The sequence below is a fragment of the Pseudochryseolinea flava genome (assembly GCF_003286915.1).
Classification (GTDB): Bacteria; Bacteroidota; Bacteroidia; order Cytophagales; family Cyclobacteriaceae; genus Ohtaekwangia; species Ohtaekwangia flava.
This window is the reverse complement of sequence record NZ_QMFY01000001.1, coordinates 628,818-649,093: the sequence shown is the minus strand read 5'-3', so window position 1 is coordinate 649,093 and position 20,276 is coordinate 628,818. Positions and strand designations below refer to the sequence as shown.

Below are 20,276 nucleotides of genomic sequence, written 5' to 3'. Positions count from 1 at the left end.
AAATTACGCGTTTACGCCCAACGAATCATTTAGCCGCAGCCGAGGTTTTTCTTTAAGTTTCTGTCAGGTATTCCACCAAAGTCAAATCGCCTTTCATCATCCGATTTTTCATCCTGCGATTTATTTTCCGACGCATTTTCTGGTTTGTCGTCAGCGCGAACGAGATCTTTCTTTTCCTCGTTTTTGCCGTCTTTTTCTTCTTTTTCGACCATAGTTTCCCTTTGCCTTTATCAACACGAAAGCACCGAAAAATATTAATAAAGCCTTAAATCTTTGTGATGGTATTGGCAGGCATCTATCTTTGTTGTTTAAAATTAATCTAAATAGTGGCTGAAAAAGTAAAAAATGTGGCGCAAATGAAGCCCGGAGAGGTGGCCATCGTCGCGGGATTTACAGATGAACAACTTTCTGTAAAGCTGATGGAGATGGGTTGCCTGCCTGGCGCCGCGGTCAGATTTAATTTTGCAGCCCCTTTTGGTGATCCAATTTGTATCAGTGTTTCTGGTTATGAACTTTCACTGCGTCTTGAAGAGGCAGCCACTATATCAATTCTGAATTAATGTCAAAAGCGCCATCTTCTAAGATAGCTTTAGTAGGTAATCCAAATGCTGGAAAATCTTCGCTATTCAATCACCTAACCGGACTCAATCAGAAAGTCGGAAATTTCCCCGGCGTAACTGTCGAAAAAAAATCGGGCACCACCACGCTGTTAGATGGCAGTGTTGTTGAAGTTGTTGACCTACCAGGTATCTATAGCATCTATCCGCGAAGCCTGGATGAAAAGATCGTTTCTGAAATTTTGCTCGATCATCATTCGCCGAATACACCAGACAAAGTTGTCGTAGTAGCCGACGCTACAAATCTTAAGCGCGGCCTGTTGCTCGCGACGCAAGTGATAGACATGGGGCTACCAACAATTCTCGTGTTGAACATGATGGACCTCGCGATTAAGGCTGGCATCTCTTACGACTTTACCATGCTTTCAAAGAAGCTTGGTATTCCTGTTGTCGCGTTAAACGCCAGAAAAGGTGATGGCATCGATGAATTGAAAAAGCTACTTGCGACACCTGCGGAAAAAATCTCAAAAAATATTTTTCATATTTGGCCAGAAGCAAAGGAGGCCGTCAATGAACTTCGTGGATCACTTGGAGTAGACAACGACTACGAAGCTTACCTGTTCCTCGAGCAACCACAGTCGATAGGTTTTTTAGGAAAAGAAAAGATTGCTGCGGTAAATCGTATACGTGAAAAACATCAATTCTTCCCTGGTAAATTTCAAGGTGCGGAAACCATTCAACGCTATGGTGTCATTCAAGACCTACTGAATTCTGCGATCTTAAAATCTGCTGATGATTCTTGGAAAAGTTATTCCACCAAAATTGATCGCATACTCACGCATAAGGTTTGGGGCTATTTGATTTTCTTTTCTATTCTGCTTGTTGTATTCCAGTCCATTTTTGCATGGGCAGAAGCGCCGATGGATTTTATCGATCAAACATTCGGACAGATTGCAAGCTATCTAACGAATGTTTTACCGGCAGGTCCACTCACTAGCCTACTCACCGATGGCGTAATTCCTGGCATCGGGGGAATCGTCATATTTGTTCCGCAGATTGCAATTTTGTTTGCATTCATTTCTATCCTCGAGGAGTCGGGGTATATGGCGCGCGTAGTATTCTTGATGGATAAAATTATGCGCAAGTTTGGTTTGAATGGCAAAAGTGTTGTCCCGCTGATGTCGGGTGTTGCATGCGCTATTCCAGCGATCATGGCGACACGTACGATTGATAATTGGAAAGAGCGAATCATTACCATCATGGTAACGCCATTGATGAGTTGTTCTGCGCGTCTTCCAATCTTCGCGATCTTAATTGCCCTGATTGTTCCTGAGCAAACCGTTTTAGGTGTCTTCAACTTACAAGGGCTTGCATTCATGGGCTTGTACTTGCTCGGATTTGTTGCTGCTATCATGTCTGCTTATATCATGAAGTTACTCATTCGCGTACAGGAGAGGAGCTACTTGATTATGGAACTTCCTACCTATAGAATTCCAAAATGGTCGAATGTTGGCTATACGATTGTTGAGAAGACGAAAGCATTTGTTCTGGAAGCGGGTAAGATCATTCTCGCCATTTCAATAATTCTGTGGGGACTTGGCAACTATGGACCTGGTGACGTAATGGAAAATGCAGAAAGTGTTGTCCGCGATCAATCGTCCAATTTAAGATTAACTGAGCAGGCTTTTCAAGATCGCGTTGCAGCATACAAACTCGAAAACTCATATGCCGGGATCATTGGAAAAACAATTGAACCGGTCATTAAGCCGCTTGGGTATGATTGGAAAATCGGTATCGCGTTGCTTACTTCTTTTGCTGCGCGCGAAGTTTTTGTCAGTACCATCACAACGATTTATAGCATTGGAAGCGTGCCCGAAGATGAAGCCATCACCATTAAAGATCGCTTGGCGCAGGAGGTAAATCCTGACACTGGTGGTCCGCGTTATACGCCTGCCGTCGGTATTTCGCTATTGGTTTTCTACACTTTTGCTATGCAATGTATGAGTACGCTAGCCATCGTCTATCGCGAAACGAGAGGATGGAAATGGCCAGCGATTCAATTGCTGTACATGACGGTGTTGGCATATGTTTCGGCATTCGCCGTTTTCCAGTTCATGTCGTAATCCGTTATCTTTGGATCAAATCTCAACGATGAGTCAACATTACCAGTGCAGCCTACTTTACTTGGTCAAGCTTTTGATCGATGTTGACGGTATTACCGACGAGAGAGAGCTTCGTGCGCTCTATCTGATCAGGGAGACAGAAGAAATTTCAGACGCTGTTTTTATGGCGTTTGAGGATAAAATTCGCGGCATGACCGAGCGTGAAGTTTACGACGCTGCCATGTCCGAACTGCAATTATGCTCTTCTTCCGAGAAACTCAACGTATTTGCGCTCCTCTATAAGATGTCGGAAGTTGACGGCCGCGTGGATATCAAGGAGATCAAGCTATTGCTGTACGCGATTAAGAGCGCAGGGGTGGCATTCGACGAAGTTGTAACACGCGCAAAAAGTACACCCTCGCTAGTGATATAGGTTGCAAACGCTTTTCATAAATTCGGGCAAAATTCACCGACTTGGCTTCACTTACATTTCAGCAAAATTTTAAACTGGGCATACTTGGCGGAGGCCAATTGGGCCGCATGTTAATTCAGTCAGGTATCGATTTTAACATACCTTTCACGGTTCTTGATCCAGATGAAAATGCTCCGTGCGCTGGCATCACAGAATTTCACCACGGAAAGTTAACCGACTATGACACGGTGATGAACTTTGGAAAAGATTGCGATATCATCACCATCGAAATAGAGAATGTCAATACACCCGCGTTGAAAGCATTGGTTAAGCAAGGCAAAAAAGTTTTCCCGCAGCCAGAGGTTATCGAAATTATACAAGACAAGCGCATTCAAAAGCAATTCTACAAAGATCAAAATATTCCCACGGCGGATTTTATTCTAACCGATACGGCTGCAGCGGTGCAGGCCCATGCTAACTTTCTTCCTGCAGTAAATAAGTTGGGCAAAGAAGGGTATGATGGTCGGGGTGTTCAAATTCTGAGAACAGCAGCCGACCTTGCGAAGGCTTTTGAAGCGCCGAGCTTACTCGAAAAGTTGATTGATTTTGAGAAAGAAATTTCTGTCATCGTGGCGCGCAATGAGAAAGGAGAGATCAAGACATTTCCTGTAGTAGAAATGGTTTTTCATCCCGTGCACAATTTGGTAGAGTATCTTTTTGCACCGGCAGAGATATCGCCTGATGTCGCTGAAGAAGCGGACCGGATCGCACGCCAAATTATTGCGTCACTGAATATGGTCGGACTACTTGCAGTTGAAATGTTCGTAACGAAGGATGGAAAGGTGCTGGTGAATGAAATTGCACCACGACCACACAACAGCGGGCACCAAACAATTGAGGCAAACGGTACGTCACAATATGAACAACATCTTCGTGCAATTTTAAATTTGCCGTTGGGAGATACAGCGATGATCATTCCTGGCGCCATGGTAAATTTGTTGGGAGAAGATGGATTTGCAGGCGCTGCTCGTTATGAAGGATTTGAAGAAGTGATCGCTATTTCTGGTGTTCACGTGCATCTTTACGGAAAGAAATTCACGAAGCCTTTTCGAAAGATGGGACATGTAACGATCGTAGATCGCGATATCAATTCGTTGAAAGAGAAAGTCGCGTTAGTGAAGAAAACATTAAAAGTAATTAGCTGATATGAGCAAACCAGTCGTGGGTATTATCATGGGTAGTCAATCTGATCTTCGGGTTATGAAAGAGGCTGCTGAGTTTTTAGATGAAATGGGTGTCGGTTACGAGTTAACGATCGTATCGGCGCACCGTACGCCGTTACGAATGGTAGAATACGCTACCAACGCTAGAAAGCGCGGCATTAAAGCTATTGTCGCTGGTGCGGGCGGAGCAGCTCACCTTCCGGGTATGGTGGCGTCATTAACGTCGTTACCGGTGATCGGCGTTCCAGTGAAATCTTCTAATTCGATCGATGGCTGGGATTCTGTGCTCTCTATCTTGCAGATGCCTTCGGGTGTACCCGTTGCCACGGTAGCCCTAGATGGCGCGCGCAATGCCGGTATACTCGCCGCTCAAATTATCGGTTCGTCGGATAAAGAGGTTGGAAAAAAACTCGATAAGTTTAAGCAGTCATTGCAGCGTAAAGTGGAATCTGCCGCCAAAAACATCGAGTCGAAAGGTTGGCAAAGCGCTTTGTGATTTCAAGGTTTAGAGATCGCGTAAAATTTCTGTAATTTCATTTTGCATAACTGCGACTATGAGACCTCACGACAAAGGCTGGCTTAAAGAGTACCTCGAATTCAGGAAAGATTTACTTCAAGAATTGACGACCGAAGAAGGTCATAAAGGATCACATCCGGAGCAATCGCTTTATCGCGTCATTCAACCCACGGGGTTAATGTATGGTCAGTCCGTAGGCGACATTACTCTACCCGAGCACGAAAAATGGAGCGAGAAAGACAGAATGAAAATTCTGTTGGCAGAAAGTCTCATTAGTAGTTCGCTCTTATTTTATGATAAACCCATCCGTGACGTCGACGAGCTTTCTAACGTATTTTCCAAAACGCTTGAAAGTATCGGCAATTTCTATAACAATATCTTTCCAGAGTTAGCCACGCCAGCGAAGACACTCTTCGGAAAGAAAAAGTCTCCGATGGAGGTAGCGGAAATAATTCTGAACAAGCGCATCGAACACACGAGCTCTTATGAAGGTAATTTCTGGACTTATTTTTTCCATAACACACTTTTATTTCTGGACGTTTTCATTTTTGGTCAGTGGATTCACACTAACGCCGACAAGATTGTTGCTGACTTTTTTAGATATGAACGTGAAGAGCTGCGATTCTCGGTTGTGAAAGTGATTGCCTCTGCTGCCCATGCGAACAAAGTAATTGCTTTTGAAGAGAAAAAATTGTTTGACTACTTCCTTCAAAGCACCGACTTTTCCGGTGAACGTCGTAAGGAAGCGCAGCGCATTTTTGAAGAAGGAATCACCGTCGAAGAAATCAATCTCCCTTCTGAAAACTCATGGATCCTAAAAAAATTCTTCCTTGAGATAGCGATCCTTACCCTATGGGCAGATAAGAAGGTCGAGCAATCTGAACTCGATTATTTAAAGGCTTTCTGCGGCTACCTTGGTTTTACGGAAGAAGATCTTGAGAACAGCATGCTCGCCATTGAAGGGTTTATCCTTGAGCACTGGGTGCAGCTTGAGCATTTACAAAACAAGCAAGACTATCATCAGGTAAGCAATGATTTTATCGCGCGTGTTTCAAAAATCACAGAGCGTAACAAAAGCCGCCTCGTAAAGGCCATGCAAGGTGATTCTGAAATGATTGAACTCATGCGCAAAGCTCGCGCGAACGAACTCTCAAATGAGGAGCGTGAAACCATGCGTGAGAAGCTTATCGTCATACTCAAAACGATCCCGACATTCGTAATAATTGCGCTTCCGCAGAAGTTTCTAACACTACCCATCTTGCTTAAAATTCTACCAAAGAATCTTTTCGCAGACGGTGTTCCTGATTAATTGAAACGACATTTTGAATTACAAAAGCTGCCATGTTATGATGGCTGCCAGCAATTCCGTTTTACGAACTTTGGATGTGAATACTGCCGATTATTTAGGCGCCCTCTTCTTCCTGGTCGCCTTTTCGAGGAACTAGCACCGATAGAATAATCGATAACGTGAGCGTAGCGATGATCACGGCGAACGACATGTACACGTCTACTTTGTAGTCGACTATTTCGAGGAGCATCTTGGCGCCGATGAAGAACAGAATGATAGACAGTCCTTTCTGTAGAAGGTAGAACTTGTCAATAATCCCTGCGAGCAAGAAGAACATTGCTCGAAGCCCTAACACCGCAAAGATATTGGATGTGTAAATCAAGAATGGATTCTTGGTGATTGCAAAAGCGGCAGGGATTGAGTCAACGGCAAATAGGAGATCCGTTGTTTCAATCAAAACGATCACGAGAAACAATGGCGTAAATCTAATTTTGCCGTTCTCTCTTACCATGAAATTTGCACCATGCTCTTGTTTTGTCAGCGGTAGGTACCGACGACAAAAACGCATGATCGGATTTTTTTCAGGCTCGATTTTTTCATCTCCATCTTCGAAATAAATACGAACACCGGAGTAAATGAGGAATACACCAAAGGCATATAGCAGCCATTCGAATTGGTGAATGAGCAATGCGCCAACGAAAATGAAGACTGCACGGAATACAATAGCCCCTAAGATTCCCCAGAAAAGGATCTTATGATAATACTCATCCTTAACTTGGAAATATTTTAAAATCAGAAGTATTACAAATATGTTATCTACTGAAAGTGCGTACTCGGTGAGGTAAGTTGAGAAATAGAGTACTGCGGCATCTGCACCTTGCAACACAACTTTTGCTCCTCCTTCGAGGTGTTCGTAAGGTCCATAGAAGTAGATCACGCCACCAAACACCGTGCTTACGGTGACCCAAAAGATTGATTGATACAATGCAGACTTCGTGGAAATCGCATGGGCTTGCTTGTTCAAAATTCCTAAATCAAGCACCAAGAAGACCAGGATGAAGAAACCAAAAATCCCAAAGAGAATAGTCTCCTTTGTACTCAAATCTTCGAATAGCGAGAAAAGGAGTATGTTAAGTGCGGATGACAAGGGAGAATACCGGGGTTAATTGAAATTAAAGCCTTAAAACATCGAAAAAACGCAGTTCTCGGAATCTGCGAATGCCAAAACTACAAATATATTTCATTCCCAAAAGGGGGCTATTAGCGATTTATTTTAGGTTTTTATACGGTAAAGCAGTCGTTCATATTTAACGCGAGCATCGTTCACAAATACCTTGAATCAATATGTTTACTTCGTCTGCCTGATATCCTTTGGGCAGCTTGATTGAAGGGATTTCGGTGTCGAGGCAATGGGTTTGTCCACAATGTGTGCATTTAAAGTGGACGTGGTTGTGATGATGTTCCTTAGACGAACAAGCTTCGGTACAAAGCGCATACTTTATCCCGCCTTCGTCATCGAGAACTTTATGAATGAGGCCCTTGTCTAGAAAAGTTTTCAACGTCCTGTAAACGGTGACACGGTCCAGGTCATTCTTGATTTCTTTTTCGATATCGCCGTGCGACAAAGCGTGGTCGCGCTTCAAGAAAAGATGCAGAATTTCTTGCCGTGTTGGTGTTAGCCTTAAACGGAAAGATTTTAGCAGCCTCTCGGACGATGGGTTCATTGCAACTGTAGTTTGAGTAAGTTACTATAAATTCCGCCTTCTACCTGCGTGAGTTCTGCATGCGAACCTGTCTCAGCAAGTCTGCCTTCCTTGATGACAAAGATACGGTCTACTTTCTTGATGGTGCTGAGGCGATGTGCAATGATGATCGTCGTACGACCTTCCATTAATTTTTCGAGTGCTTGCTGGACCAGAACTTCTGATTGAGCATCGAGTGAACTTGTCGCTTCATCGAGAATAAGAATGGCCGGATCTTTTAAGATGGCGCGAGCGATCGCTACCCGTTGACGCTGCCCTCCCGATAGTTTTACACCACGTTCACCGACAAGTGTCTCAAACTTATCTGGGAAACTCTCGATGAATTCAAGCGCGTTTGCTTTGCGCGCTGCTTCACGAATCTGTTCGATGGATGCGTCAGGTTTACCGTAGGCGATGTTCTCTGCAATGCTACCACCAAAAAGCAACACCTCTTGTGGTACGATACCTATGTTTTGACGGTACCCGGAAAGATTGTATTCCTGAATAGCAATATTATCCACCAAGATTTGCCCTTGTTGAACCGGATAAAAGCGCATCAGTAAATTTGTGATCGTTGACTTACCAGATCCACTGGGTCCAACGAGTGCAATTTTCTCACCCGGGCTGATGGAGAAATTTAATTCTTTTAAGACAGGATGGTCTTGTCGTGTTGGATAGATAAACGATACATTGTTGAAAGTGATCTTTCCTTCAAGCGGGATATGCTGCAGGGACGATTGCTCATCGTTTTCATCAAGGATGTCCAGTACTCTTTCAGAAGCGCCAATGGATTTTTGAATTTGACCGAAGATGTCGCCGAGACCAGCAACAGAAATTCCAATGATAGCCGTGTAGAGGACGAACGAGAAGAGTTGGCCTGATTTCAAATCACCGCTTTGTACAAGGGATGCGCCGTAACATGCAATGGCAACAATACCGCCCATGACAATCGTGATGAGGAAGGAAATAAAAATAGCGCGATAGCGTGCGGAGCTGATCGATACCTTAACCGCTTCATCAAGCATCTTAACATATCGCCCGATTTCAAATTGTTCGTTCGTAAATGATTTAACGGCGGTGACAGACTGCAGTGATTCTTCGACAATCACGTTCGCCGAGGCAAGTTTGTCCTGGCTTTTGCTTGATGTTTTGCGAATAAACTTTCCGAACACAATGCCGAGAACAACGATTATCGGAAATATCAGCAGCATGAAAACGGTAAGCTTTGGAGAGAGAACAGCGATGATTACACTGCCTCCGATAAGCATTACGATTTGTCTAAAAAATTCTGCTAGTGTAATTGAAAAGAGATCGTTCAGTACGGTAACGTCAGATGAAATCCTACTCATTAATTCCCCGGTACGACGTTGATCATAGAATGTTAATGGAAGCCAAACCAATTTAGAAAACAGCGTTTTGCGAAGTGTCGCGAGCCCCTTCTCTGTTACAATGGCAAATGTGTATACCCGAACAAAAGAAAATATGCCCTGTACAACGAGCACCAGCAGCAACGCCAATCCGAGTTGCGTGATTGAAGTGAAATAATTCGATTTTCCATTGGCAACGTCAACAAGTTCGCCTGCCAGCCTTGGAAAAATGAGTAGTGTGGATGATGATAAGAATAACGCGAGTAACCCGAGAGCAAAGATCCATCTATAAGGCGCCATGAATCTGAAAATCACAGCAAGTTTTCTTAGGTTGTCTTTCGTCAACTTCCGCTTCTCTTCTTCACGCAAGGGTTCCTTGCCGCTTCGCTTTGCCATTGTTAGTTCGCTAATGTAATTGCCACCGCTATCTTGTAATGAACGGAGTCTTTCAAGTACATCTTCTGTTCGCCCTCCACCGTGTATGCCGTGAGAATATTTTGGCGGTCGATGTCTTGAAATTCCAACTCAAAAAATTTCTTGCTGGTGTATAGTGAATTTTCTTCCTTCAGTACCGCTTCGATTTTTCGAACCTTTGCAGGTGAGTCCTGATAATATATCCGTAGTGATTGTACCGGAAGATCACCCTGAGCGGTGAATGCATCTACCTTCAAATTGCTCCTCGTGTCTGCAAGCCCTTTGTCTACCTGATAAAGACCGTTATAGGTTGGCCTGTTGATCGCGTCGATTTCCATCAGCGCGGCAAGTTCTTTTTCCCACGATGCAATGTCTTTTGGGTGAAAGGTATTTGTTTCGTTAACATCACTTAGAGACGATGTCTTACTCACCTCGGCCCTATGACGATGAAGTGCATTTGCCTGGGCTTTGAGAAGACTGTCTATCGGATAATATCCCGATGATGATCGATCTTTTTTTATGTTGCACGAAAACATCAGCATACCGCTCACGACCACAAGAATGTATCTACGAAGTGGTGAACTGTTAGGCTGATGTCTTGTTCTTGAAAGCATGTCGTTGACTATCGCTATTGCTCGATCAATACGTTCCCTGTCATTTGCGATGGGATTGCAACACCCATCAACGTCAATATCGTTGGCGCGAGATCACCAAGTTTGCCGTCCTTGATCTTGCCTTTGAAGTTATTATCGACAAGGATGCATGGTACGAGATTGGTTGTGTGTGCGGTGTTTGGCGAGCCATCTTCATTAATCATCATGTCTGCATTGCCATGGTCCGCGATCACGATCACGGAATAATCATTTTTCAATGCTGTGGTCACGACTTGTTCAGTACACTTGTCTACTGTTTCGCAAGCTTTCACGGCAGCTTCAAATACACCGGTGTGGCCAACCATATCAGGGTTAGCAAAATTCAAGCAAATGAAATCCGCTGATTTTTTCTCCAACTCTGGAATGATCTTGTCTTTAATATCATTAGCACTCATTTCTGGCGCGAGATCATATGTTGCCACTTTAGGCGATGGACATAGTAAGCGAGATTCGCCAGGGAACGGTTCTTCTCTTCCACCGGAGAAAAAGAAAGTCACGTGAGGATACTTTTCTGTTTCAGCGATGCGTATTTGTTTTTTGCCGGCTGCAGAGACGACTTCACCCAACGTTTTGTCAAGGTTGTCCTTGTCGAAAATTACTTTCACATCTTTGAATGAGTCATCATAATTTGTGAGCGTGATATAGTAAAGTGGCAGCTTTTTCATTTGTTGCTCTGGGAAATCCTGCTGCGTTAATGCTTCTGTGATTTCGCGACCGCGATCGGTTCTGAAGTTAAAGCATAGGACCACGTCGCCTTCTTTGATGGTTCCAATCGGCTGCTGATCTGCGCCGACAATCACTACCGGTTTGATAAACTCATCCGTTACATTGCTTTCGTAAGATTGACGAATTGCAGCTAGCCCATCCGTTGCTTTTGTACCTTCGCCTTTTACCAACAGGTCGTACGCAAGCTTTACGCGTTCCCAACGTTTGTCACGATCCATCGCGTAGTAGCGCCCAATAATGCTCGCAAGCTTTCCAGTTGATTTTGGCAAGTGGTTAAGAATGTCGGCGATGTAGTTAAGGCCGCCTTTCGGATCTGTATCGCGCCCATCTGTAAAGGCGTGGATGAAAAGATTCTTTACGCCGTTGTTGGCTGCAATGGTGGTGAGGCCTTTTAAGTGCTCAACATGCGCATGCACCCCGCCATCAGAGACAAGTCCGATGTAGTGAACATTTTTGTTGTTCTTCTTGGCGTATGCGAAAGCTTCAAGTAACACGGGATTTTGATCGAGCTCTTTGTCTTCAATTGCCTTATTCACGCGCACAAGATCTTGATACACGACACGGCCGGCGCCGATATTCATGTGCCCAACTTCGGAGTTACCCATTTGCCCTGCCGGGAGACCAACGGCGAGCCCCGAAGCCTCAAGTTTGCTGTTCGAATATTTGGTGTAAAGAGAATTAACAAATGGTGTTTGAGCTTTATCTATAGCTGAAACGGCTTTGTTTTTAGCGATTCCCCATCCATCCAGGATCATCAGCAATACTTTCTTATTCATGAGATTGACTTTTTTGAGTTGCGGTTTATGTTTGCGGCCGCAAATATAGCGATGATTTGCTCGTCGGAGGCTCAGATATCTACCGAGTCATCGGAAATATTACATCCTAATGGAAACGTTTGCAAAAAGGAACAACATTTATTTTGCCTACCTTTATGGGTGTGGCATAATTTTGGCCCCTTTAGAAACCATCATGAAGCAGACTATTTTTCGCTTTTGTTTGATTTTTTCAATGACGATTTCTTGCCTGGCAGCAGCCTATGCGCAGGCCGACGTTATTACCCAGGTTAAAGAAACTATCAAGGCTGGTAGTGCGAAAGAGTTATCGAAATATCTCAATCAAACCATTGACGTAACGATTGACGACAACGTGCAATCATACAGCAAAGCGCAAGCTGAATTTGTGTTCCGCGATTTCTTTAAGCAAAATCCACCTTCTGAATTTAATATCATCCACCAAGGTTCCTCTAAGGGCGGACAGCCTTTCGCGATTGGGCAATACAAAAGCAACGCGAATACATACCGCGTTTTTATGAAGATTAAGGCAGTCAGTAGCCAACAATTGGTGCACGAAATTTCATTCGTGAAGGAATAAGTCATGTCTAAAGACGTACAGATTCCCGCGCTAACATTGTTTGATCAAATTCTGGAAGTGTTTGGCGCTCTCTTCCTGCTCTCCTCGATTGGTATACCAATATTCTTTTTCCAAAAGCTTCCTGCAGTGATCCCAATTCATTTCGATTTTGCGGGCGTTCCCAATGGTACAGGTTCTAAGATTAATGTGCTTATCGCGCCGGCGCTAGGCGCTGCTGTTTACGTTGGGATTTTCCTCGTAAAGCGATATTCAAACCGAATGAATTACCCAGTTCCTGTAACCGACGCTAACCGGGCAACGCTCTTGAAACTGAGCTTGCGCATGATGCGATGGATACGCGTGATCATTGCCATTTTCTTCACGCTGCTGGTGGTTTCAATGGTTCGCGTTGGATTGGGTTATGACGAACGCGCAGATATGTTTCTGATGATTTACTTTCTTTTGGCGTTAATAGCTGTCGTTTCATACTACATGTATCAGATGATTCAACAGCATAAAGAACCGGAAGAATAAAAGCCTGCCGCCATCTTTTGCCGGAGCAGAAACCGTCCTATTTTTGCCCGGTGAAGCCACCTTACATTACTGACCAATTTCTTCAGAAATTTATTACAGAGGCCCTGAACGAGGATGTGGGGGACGGAGATCATTCGTCGCTTTCTGCTATTTCCGAAGATGCCATCAGTCGCGCACGCCTACTTGTGAAAGATAACGGCGTCCTGGCGGGGATGGAACTTGCAGAGAAAATTTTCGAACAGGTGGATCCACGTTTAAAAGTGAATGTTTTGTTGAAGGACGGCTCGTCAATAAAATTTGGAGACATCGCACTTACGGTTGAAGGTCCCGCTAGGTCTATTTTGACGGCGGAACGACTTGTTTTGAACTGCATGCAAAGAATGAGTGCCATCGCGACGAAAGCTGCGCACTTGAAGAAACTGATTGCAGGCACAAAAGCCGCGATTCTCGATACCCGTAAAACGACGCCCAACTTCAGGTTACTTGAAAAATGGGGCGTTGTAATAGGCGGCGGACGAAATCACCGCATTGGATTATATGACATGATCATGCTAAAAGATAATCATATTGATATGGCTGGTGGGATAGAGCAGGCAATCATTCGAGCAAAAGATTATCTTCGCGCCACCAATCGACAATTGGCAATCGAGGTCGAGACAAGAAATCTGAAAGAAGTTTCGGAGGTATTGACAATCGGTGGAGTTGACGTTGTGATGTTAGACAACATGTCTGTCGAACAGATGAAGGAAGCGGTAACGATGATTGGAGGAAAGTTCAAGACAGAAGCCAGTGGCGGAATCACGGAAGAAACGATTCGGTCCATAGCGGAATGTGGTGTCGATTTTATCTCGGTAGGGGCGCTCACACATTCCATCAAAAGCTTAGACTTAAGCTTGAAAGCATTCTAAAGAAATTAAAATTGTAGTGAATAGTATATGGTAGTCAAGACGAAAAATTATAAGCTAGAGAAGAACATTTATATCAACATTGCTTTTAAGAATATCATGAAGCAGCAGGGTTGGATAGCAGCAGCTGCTGCATTCATTATCTGCTTGGGTTATATTTGGGTAGCGTCAATTTGGTGGTTCATCGCGGCATTCATTGGTATTTTACTTTATCTGTTATTCTGGTATATCCAGTTTTATGGTGTTACGCAACTCGAACAGAGCAAGATGTTGTTCGAAAAGTTTTCTTACGAAATTAGCAGTCAGCAAATCTTGATGAAGATTAACCCAAGAGAAGGCGCTCCGATTAAGTGGGATCAAATTCAAAAGGGAGAAATCGGAAAGGATTTCTTCGTCCTTTATATCAATAAGGCTCAGATTCTGTACTGGCCATTCCGAATTTTCAACACTGAGAATGAACGCAAGTTTGTTGGTAGTGTGATGAAAGCTAAGGGACTGGTGAAATAATCGCGTGTAAATTTCTCGACGAACCGCTATTGTTTTTTTTGAAGCTGTGATAACTTCGACATCATGAAGAAGCGGCTGACAGTTTCTGAGTCTCGTCAAAAAATCTATCGCTTTTGCGCGTATCAAGAACGTTCTCACAGTGAAGTTCGCGATAAGCTCTATGAGTATGGACTCTATCGTGATGAAGTCGATGAAATTTTATCGCATCTTATCACAGAAGGTTTTCTAAACGAGGAACGTTTTGCAAAAGCATTTGCGGGTGGAAAGTTTCGGCTCATGAAATGGGGACGAATAAAGATCGTTCATGCATTGGAAGCACGTGGCCTTACGCCGAATTGCATCAAGTCTGGAATGAAAGAGATAGAAGACGATGCTTATCTTCAAACACTAACCGAAATTCTTCAAAAGAAATCGCAGCAGACAGGCGATAAAGATCCGTTTGTGAGACGTGATAAAGTTGCGCGTTTTGCCATTCAAAAAGGATTCGAACCGGATTTAGTATGGCGCGTGATAAAATCGTCGAACAACATTTAACGTCATTGTAATCTCGACAACAATTCGGTAATTTCAGAACTTCCATAGGTAGGGCCATGTTAGAATGGGAGCCAAACTTGATGGATTGATCCATAATCCTTCGGGATGGGTATAACATTTTTTGTCGATTACTTTTAAACTTGCGATAACCCAACAGTCTATGAACGTTCACCTCCACCAAGCGTGTTGTCATATATTAAATCAACTCTCGTCACTCGTTCATCAAATTACCGCAGCAGATTTTGCCAGACCCGTTGAAAGTTTGAGTGGGTCAACAATTGGTCAGCACCTCCGCCATACATTGGAATTCTTTCTGTGTTTTCAACAAGGTTATCAGCAAGGGCTGATTAACTACGACAAACGTGCGCATGACAAGTTAATCGAAAGCGATAAATACTTAGCACTCGCGGCTATCGGGAGAATATCTTCCTTTATCGAAGGCATGCATGAGAAGCCGCTGAAGCTTGAAGCTGGCTACGACGTAAGTAAAGATGTGTTTGTTACCATCGATACAAACGCCACGCGCGAACTTGTTTATAATATTGAACATGCCGTACACCACATGGCGATCATAAAGATCGGCGTTCGTGAAATTGCACGCTACATCTCGTTGGCAGATGATTTCGGCATAGCCGCATCTACGATCCGACATAAAGAAACCGTATCCACTTCTGCTCATTAATTCTTACCTTAGAAATGACATTTTGGGAGAAGATCTATCGAAGCAATTTTTTTATTAAGCTTCGACATTGGGAGTATTGGCCATTTGGCATCGTGCAGTTTCCCGTGATATTATATTACATCTGGCTGTCGTTGCGCGCACGTTCTTTCATTTTCTTTTCTGGATCGAATCCGGGCATAACGATGGGAGGTATGTTTGGAGAATCGAAGTTTGACGTTATCAAAAAAATTCCGAAGCAATACATTCCTCAAACTTTCTTGATTGTTGGGCCGACGAACGCGGAAGAAGTTGCTCAGCAGATTAAAAATAATGGACTATCACTTCCTTTAATTTTTAAACCCGAACTGGGTGAACGCGGATTTATGGTGAAGCGAATTACCTCGCATCAAGACATTGAAAATTATATTCAGAAAATGAAATTCAATTTTCTTATTCAGGATCTTGTTTCATATCCGTTAGAGTTTGGTGTTTTTTACACGCGTTTTCCGGATCAAGAGAAAGGACGTGTTACTTCTGTAACGATGAAGGAAATGCTCTCCGTAACCGGCGATGGTAAGACGACATTACAAGACTTAATCCTAAATCTTGATCGCGCAAAACTTCAGTGGGATAAATTGAAGCTGACATTTGCAGATAGACTTAAGGAGGTACTTCATGAAGGTGAGAAGCTAGAGCTCGTATCCATTGGCAACCATTGTCTCGGCACAAAGTTTTTGGATGGTTCTCATCTGATTAATGACGAACTTTCTGATGCATTCGATGTAATCAGTAAACAGATCGAGGGATTTTATTTCGGACGTTTCGACCTTCGCGTTGCTTCACTCGAAGATTTGTACAAAGGCAATGTTAAAATATTAGAGCTTAATGGGTGTGGCGCCGAGCCGGCACATATTTATCAACCAGGCTTCCCGTTGTTAAAAGGAATGAAGGTATTAATGTCACATTGGAAAAACATTTTTCTTATCGCACAAAAAAATGCTCAACGCGGTTTTAGATTCACGACGGTTGGTGAAGCACGACAGCACTATAAAAAATTTAAGCAGAGAACCGCAGCTTAATTTCATGACGTGATATTACTATCTTTCGCGAATGAGCATAGTTGTCGCGTTTACTTTAGGTTTTGTTTTTTCATTCATCGGATCTATACCACCGGGATCACTTAATCTCATTGTTTTTCAACTTGGACTCAACAAACAAATTGAGGTAGCCATACGCTTTACCATTGCCGTTGCAATCGTTGAATATCCTTATGCTTGGATCTCGGTAATTTTTGCCGATATGGTCACATCCTCGCCTGTAATTATTGCAAACATGAAACTCATCACGGCGGTTGCCATTACAATCTTTGCCGTGATTACATTGTTGCCAGCAAAACAGCAGGCATCTCCGCTTGTTCAGGGTTTTAATAAAAGTGGTTTCCGTCGTGGTGTTGTGCTTAGTATTTTAAATCCACAAGCAATACCGTTTTGGATCGTAGCAACGGCTTACTTAAAAGAGAAATGGAGCCTTACGGTTTCAACGGCGTGGGAATTACATGCCTACTTGTTAGGGATATCACTCGGCACAGTCGCATTGCTATTAATCTTCACGTACTTCGCACAAAAAATTGTTGTACGATTTGGCGATCCGGGTAAACTGAAAAAAATACCTGGATACATGCTTCTCGCCTTAGGTCTTTACGGATTTGTGGACTACTTCTTTTTATCCTAGCGTGTTAAAATATAAACCTGCTTTGTTTGCACTCACGCTAAGCGATGCATGCGCACCATGTAACCACGATAAATTTGGATTTTCGTGACCGGAAGGGAAATTGAAAGCCACTGGAAACGCGTACTCTTTGACATGTTCTGTGATGATGTCTTGAAAATTGTATCCGAAGTTTAACTCTGTGTCAAGTGGCGCCGTAATATGACCGATCACTAACCCAGCAAGATTTTTTAATTTTCCCGCGCGTTTCAGGTGAACGATCATTCTATCCATACGATACAGGTATTCATCAACCTCCTCGAGAATCAAAATTTTACCATCGGTGTCTACATCCGACGATGTTCCGATTGAATCAACTACGAGCGACAAGTTTCCACCGACTGCAATTCCGCGCGCTGCGCCTTCGCGGTTGGGTAAGCTTGACTGAAAATCAATATCGGGTAAGATACCAAACAGGGTGTTTTTGAGAGAATTGATTGAGTTGGGGGCATCATTTTTTCCAAACACAATTGGCATGATTCCATGAATGCTTTCAACGTTGAGTCGATGTACCGCGAGATGAATCGCAGTGACATCACTGAATCCGACGATCCATTTAGGATTTTTCGTGAAGGCGGTAAAATCCAATCGATCAAGAATGCGTGTGCTCCCATACCCGCCACGCGCATTAACGATGGCTCTTATCTGCGGATCATCCAGCATTTGTTGGTAGTCTTCCATTCTTTGATCATCAGTAGCGGAGAGATAATATTCATCGCGGCTGAAAAGATTTGGAGCGAGAACAACTTCCAGTCCCCACGATTTAAAATGTTGCGTGGCGATGTCAACATCAGCTGGTGAAACTTTTCGGCCAGGGGCGACCATTCCAATTTTGTCGCCGGCTTGAAGGAAAGGAGGACGGATCATGGGAAGAAAGATAGAGAGGATGAAGAAACTTTTTATGCCACCATAAATAAAAAAAGCCGCCCTTAAGTCGAGCAGCTTTTCATTCGTTTAAGCAATACTTTTATTTTGCTGATGGTCCAGCTTTTGGTACGATAACCGCCGTAAAATTCAACGTGATTTCTTTAGGGTAAGTATTCGCAATCACAGTAACAGTTTTGTTTTGCACGTTGCTTTTACCGTTCGTGTCGAATTTTACTTTCACGAATCCGCTTCCACCTACGGCAATTGGCTGTTGAGAGTACTCAGGTACCGTGCAGCCGCAAGAAGGTTTAACAGACGAAATCACTAACGGTGCTGCACCATTGTTGGTGAATTTGTAAGTGAATTCCGCAGGATCCCCTTCTTTGAGTGTGCCGAAATCATGTTTCGTTGTTTCGAATTGAAACGCAGGAAGCGGACCTTCCGGCTTTGCTTCAGGTTGAGGTACTGTCGCTGTAGGCGCTGGTGATTTTTGAAGTTGCTCTTCTGCAGCGGCAATTTTCTTTTCAGCGTCTTTGCTATTGCAAGCACCGAGCGTTAACGCCACAAGTGCTGTAAAGACAAGTGATCTTACTATCTGTGTTTTCATATTTTTTTCAATTCCTATTTTAAGCTTTTTTGCCGCGGATTTGTTCCAACAGCTCATCAACATCTTCCAATAATTTCTCAGCCTTATTTCTGGCTTCATCTACGACTTTCTGACCTTGCGATTTTGCTTCAGAGGTGAGCGGCGTTTCTTTACCAGTCACGAAATCATTTACAAGCTCTTGAAGCATTTTGCGGTATTTATCCAATTGAAATGAAAGCTTTTCCCGAGTGTTCGAGCCCTTGTCTGGTGCGTATAAAATGCCCAGCACTGCACCTGTCGCTGCTCCCACTAGAAAGGCCATCAATAAACTTCCACTCTTTTTACTCATAAAACGTTTAAATTAAATTACGTCAAGACGCAAATTCAAAATTTTAACAAAGTTTAACAAACAGATTTGGATGTCCGGTTATTAAAATTTGTGCCGGAATTTTACCTATTTGTTATCCATCAATCCTCGTCCGCTTTTCTTCAGCGTGCCGTTGTCTTGGAGTTCTTTTGCAATCACATCCAGGATACCATTAATGAACTGTCGGCTTTTAGGCGTGCTGTAGTTTTTGGCCAGCTCAATGTACTCGTTGATGGTAACCTTTACCGGAATGTTCGGGAAATTCAAAAATTCAGCAATCGACATTTCCAGGATCATACGGTCTGTAAGCGGTAGGCGGTCGACCTCCCAATTGCGTGTATTATTGGCAATGAGTGTTTTGTATTCACCGTCGAGGTCCGCTGTTGCCTTATACAGTATCTCAATAAACTCTTTATCTTCTTCCCAGTTAATAGAAAGTGTGTGAAGTGCTATACCATTCGGCATCGTGTCAGGGTCGTACGATTTGATGGTTTTTTCGATAAGGCCACGCACAATTTCTTTGTCTTCTGCCCAGCGAAGCACTTCTTCTTCGAAATGTTCATTGATAACAGTCTTGCCAAGGATCACTTTTTTGAAGAGATGGTTTGCAAACTTTTTCTGATCGTCGGCGGAGGGGCTTTTCTTGTCGAGATAGTTTAAATATTCATTGTCTTGGCGTACTACATCGCGGAACCAAAGTTTAACGCGATCGAGTTTATCTTGCCAATGACGTCCCATCTTCAAGGCGTTCTTCTTGAGCTCCTCATTTTTTTGAAGTGCTTTGATCCAAGTATTTTGAACAAAGTTCTTGTGCGATACTTTTTTGTCGGCTTCTGCGAGTTCTGCAAACGCTGTAGCCAGACTCAATACGGAAATGTATTGATCATAAATTTTTTCGATTTCGCTGATGAGGCTTGTTCTGAAGAAATCAGTGTCTTTCTTGGATTGCTTCGCATAAAATAGAAACGCAGCGTTAACAGTCTTTTTGATTTTTTCATCGTCACTATCGACAGATGTTTCGCCTTTGCCGAAGGCTTTCTCAAAAAGTTTAGTAGCAGTTTTTTTCTGAGCGTTTAAGGCAGCTTTGTCCTGTACTTCCATCGAATTAAGATCTGGAAGAAACGCTTCACCAATATTTTCCAGACATAATTCGTAGTTGGCATCTTTGCATTGCTGGAGCGCAAAAAGATTCTGCAT

The 20,276-nt window shown here is 43.3% G+C and carries 24 protein-coding genes; 14 read left to right on the top strand and 10 right to left on the bottom strand.

What is annotated here, in order from left to right; all coding sequences use genetic code 11:
* Positions 1-29 precede the first annotated feature (29 nt).
* Positions 30-212: a hypothetical protein gene (locus DQQ10_RS02970; RefSeq protein WP_112745291.1), complete on the bottom strand. Its 183-nt coding sequence runs from the start codon at positions 210-212 to the stop codon at positions 30-32.
* A gap of 114 nt (positions 213-326) precedes the next feature.
* Here DQQ10_RS02970 and DQQ10_RS02965 point away from each other — a divergent pair, with 114 nt between their 5' ends.
* From DQQ10_RS02965 to DQQ10_RS02940, 6 genes are read left to right on the top strand one after another with little or no spacing between them, the layout of a single operon-like run.
* A complete protein-coding gene (locus DQQ10_RS02965) occupies positions 327-560 on the top strand; it encodes a FeoA family protein (protein WP_245970245.1) in 234 nt (77 codons plus the stop codon).
* The gene (gene feoB / locus DQQ10_RS02960; RefSeq protein ID WP_112745290.1) at positions 560-2,680 is read left to right on the top strand and encodes a ferrous iron transport protein B; all 2,121 of its coding nucleotides are present in this window, start codon (positions 560-562) and stop codon (positions 2,678-2,680) included. Before DQQ10_RS02965 ends, feoB begins: the two co-directional genes overlap by 1 nt.
* A gap of 28 nt (positions 2,681-2,708) precedes the next feature.
* Positions 2,709-3,092: a hypothetical protein gene (locus DQQ10_RS02955; RefSeq protein ID WP_133259514.1), complete on the top strand. Its 384-nt coding sequence runs from the start codon at positions 2,709-2,711 to the stop codon at positions 3,090-3,092.
* Between the two features lie 41 nt (positions 3,093-3,133).
* Positions 3,134-4,276 carry a 5-(carboxyamino)imidazole ribonucleotide synthase gene (locus DQQ10_RS02950; RefSeq protein WP_112745288.1) on the top strand — a complete coding sequence of 381 codons (1,143 nt, stop codon included), beginning with the start codon at positions 3,134-3,136 and terminating at the stop codon, positions 4,274-4,276.
* A gap of 1 nt (position 4,277) precedes the next feature.
* Complete coding sequence (gene purE, locus DQQ10_RS02945; protein WP_112745287.1) at positions 4,278-4,790, top strand: 5-(carboxyamino)imidazole ribonucleotide mutase; 513 nt, start codon at positions 4,278-4,280, stop codon at positions 4,788-4,790.
* Positions 4,791-4,848: 58 nt separating this feature from the next.
* Positions 4,849-6,120: a co-chaperone DjlA gene (locus DQQ10_RS02940; RefSeq protein ID WP_112745286.1), complete on the top strand. Its 1,272-nt coding sequence runs from the start codon at positions 4,849-4,851 to the stop codon at positions 6,118-6,120.
* Positions 6,121-6,214: 94 nt separating this feature from the next.
* On the opposite strand, the gene DQQ10_RS02935 is transcribed toward DQQ10_RS02940, so the two are convergent.
* The 5 genes from DQQ10_RS02935 to gpmI form a co-directional block, all read right to left on the bottom strand.
* Entirely contained in the window at positions 6,215-7,246 is a 1,032-nt protein-coding gene (locus DQQ10_RS02935; RefSeq protein WP_245970244.1) for a TerC family protein, read from the bottom strand.
* A 160-nt stretch (positions 7,247-7,406) separates the two neighbouring features.
* Positions 7,407-7,823, bottom strand: a complete 417-nt coding sequence (locus tag DQQ10_RS02930; protein ID WP_112745285.1) for a Fur family transcriptional regulator — start codon at positions 7,821-7,823, stop codon at positions 7,407-7,409.
* A complete protein-coding gene (locus tag DQQ10_RS02925; RefSeq protein ID WP_112745284.1) occupies positions 7,820-9,604 on the bottom strand; it encodes an ABC transporter ATP-binding protein in 1,785 nt (594 codons plus the stop codon). Before DQQ10_RS02925 ends, DQQ10_RS02930 begins: the two co-directional genes overlap by 4 nt.
* 2 nt (positions 9,605-9,606) lie before the next feature.
* A complete protein-coding gene (locus DQQ10_RS02920) occupies positions 9,607-10,236 on the bottom strand; it encodes a hypothetical protein (RefSeq protein ID WP_133259513.1) in 630 nt (209 codons plus the stop codon).
* 14 nt (positions 10,237-10,250) lie between these two features.
* Positions 10,251-11,777 (bottom strand): 2,3-bisphosphoglycerate-independent phosphoglycerate mutase, encoded by a 1,527-nt coding sequence (gene gpmI, locus DQQ10_RS02915; protein ID WP_112745282.1) that lies wholly within the window; start codon positions 11,775-11,777, stop codon positions 10,251-10,253.
* A 193-nt stretch (positions 11,778-11,970) separates the two neighbouring features.
* Between gpmI and DQQ10_RS02910 the strand changes: the two genes are divergently transcribed.
* The 8 genes from DQQ10_RS02910 to DQQ10_RS02875 all read left to right on the top strand — a co-directional run bounded on the left by DQQ10_RS02910 (position 11,971) and on the right by DQQ10_RS02875 (position 17,223).
* Positions 11,971-12,372, top strand: a complete 402-nt coding sequence (locus DQQ10_RS02910; protein ID WP_165823777.1) for a DUF4783 domain-containing protein — start codon at positions 11,971-11,973, stop codon at positions 12,370-12,372.
* Positions 12,373-12,375: 3 nt separating this feature from the next.
* Entirely contained in the window at positions 12,376-12,885 is a 510-nt protein-coding gene (locus DQQ10_RS02905; protein WP_112745280.1) for a DUF1648 domain-containing protein, read from the top strand.
* Positions 12,886-12,935: 50 nt separating this feature from the next.
* Positions 12,936-13,793, top strand: coding sequence for a carboxylating nicotinate-nucleotide diphosphorylase (gene nadC, locus DQQ10_RS02900; RefSeq protein ID WP_112745279.1), 858 nt, complete (start codon positions 12,936-12,938; stop codon positions 13,791-13,793).
* 27 nt (positions 13,794-13,820) lie between these two features.
* On the top strand, positions 13,821-14,297 hold the full coding sequence (locus DQQ10_RS02895; protein ID WP_112745278.1) for a YcxB family protein: 477 nt from the start codon (positions 13,821-13,823) through the stop codon (positions 14,295-14,297).
* Between the two features lie 63 nt (positions 14,298-14,360).
* Positions 14,361-14,831, top strand: coding sequence for a regulatory protein RecX (locus DQQ10_RS02890; protein ID WP_112745277.1), 471 nt, complete (start codon positions 14,361-14,363; stop codon positions 14,829-14,831).
* A 160-nt stretch (positions 14,832-14,991) separates the two neighbouring features.
* Positions 14,992-15,513 (top strand): DinB family protein, encoded by a 522-nt coding sequence (locus tag DQQ10_RS02885; protein ID WP_112745276.1) that lies wholly within the window; start codon positions 14,992-14,994, stop codon positions 15,511-15,513.
* Positions 15,514-15,527: 14 nt separating this feature from the next.
* A complete protein-coding gene (locus DQQ10_RS02880) occupies positions 15,528-16,571 on the top strand; it encodes an ATP-grasp domain-containing protein (RefSeq protein ID WP_112745275.1) in 1,044 nt (347 codons plus the stop codon).
* Positions 16,572-16,602: 31 nt separating this feature from the next.
* On the top strand, positions 16,603-17,223 hold the full coding sequence (locus DQQ10_RS02875) for a LysE family transporter (RefSeq protein ID WP_112745274.1): 621 nt from the start codon (positions 16,603-16,605) through the stop codon (positions 17,221-17,223).
* On the opposite strand, the gene DQQ10_RS02870 is transcribed toward DQQ10_RS02875, so the two are convergent.
* The 4 genes from DQQ10_RS02870 to nusB all read right to left on the bottom strand — a co-directional run bounded on the left by DQQ10_RS02870 (position 17,215) and on the right by nusB (position 20,276).
* Positions 17,215-18,126, bottom strand: a complete 912-nt coding sequence (locus DQQ10_RS02870; protein ID WP_112745273.1) for a S66 peptidase family protein — start codon at positions 18,124-18,126, stop codon at positions 17,215-17,217. The genes DQQ10_RS02875 and DQQ10_RS02870 overlap by 9 nt on opposite strands.
* 100 nt (positions 18,127-18,226) lie before the next feature.
* Positions 18,227-18,733: a DUF1573 domain-containing protein gene (locus DQQ10_RS02865; protein WP_165823776.1), complete on the bottom strand. Its 507-nt coding sequence runs from the start codon at positions 18,731-18,733 to the stop codon at positions 18,227-18,229.
* Positions 18,734-18,752: 19 nt separating this feature from the next.
* Positions 18,753-19,061, bottom strand: coding sequence for a YtxH domain-containing protein (locus DQQ10_RS02860; RefSeq protein ID WP_112745271.1), 309 nt, complete (start codon positions 19,059-19,061; stop codon positions 18,753-18,755).
* A gap of 105 nt (positions 19,062-19,166) precedes the next feature.
* On the bottom strand, positions 19,167-20,276 hold the full coding sequence (gene nusB, locus DQQ10_RS02855; protein WP_165823775.1) for a transcription antitermination factor NusB: 1,110 nt from the start codon (positions 20,274-20,276) through the stop codon (positions 19,167-19,169).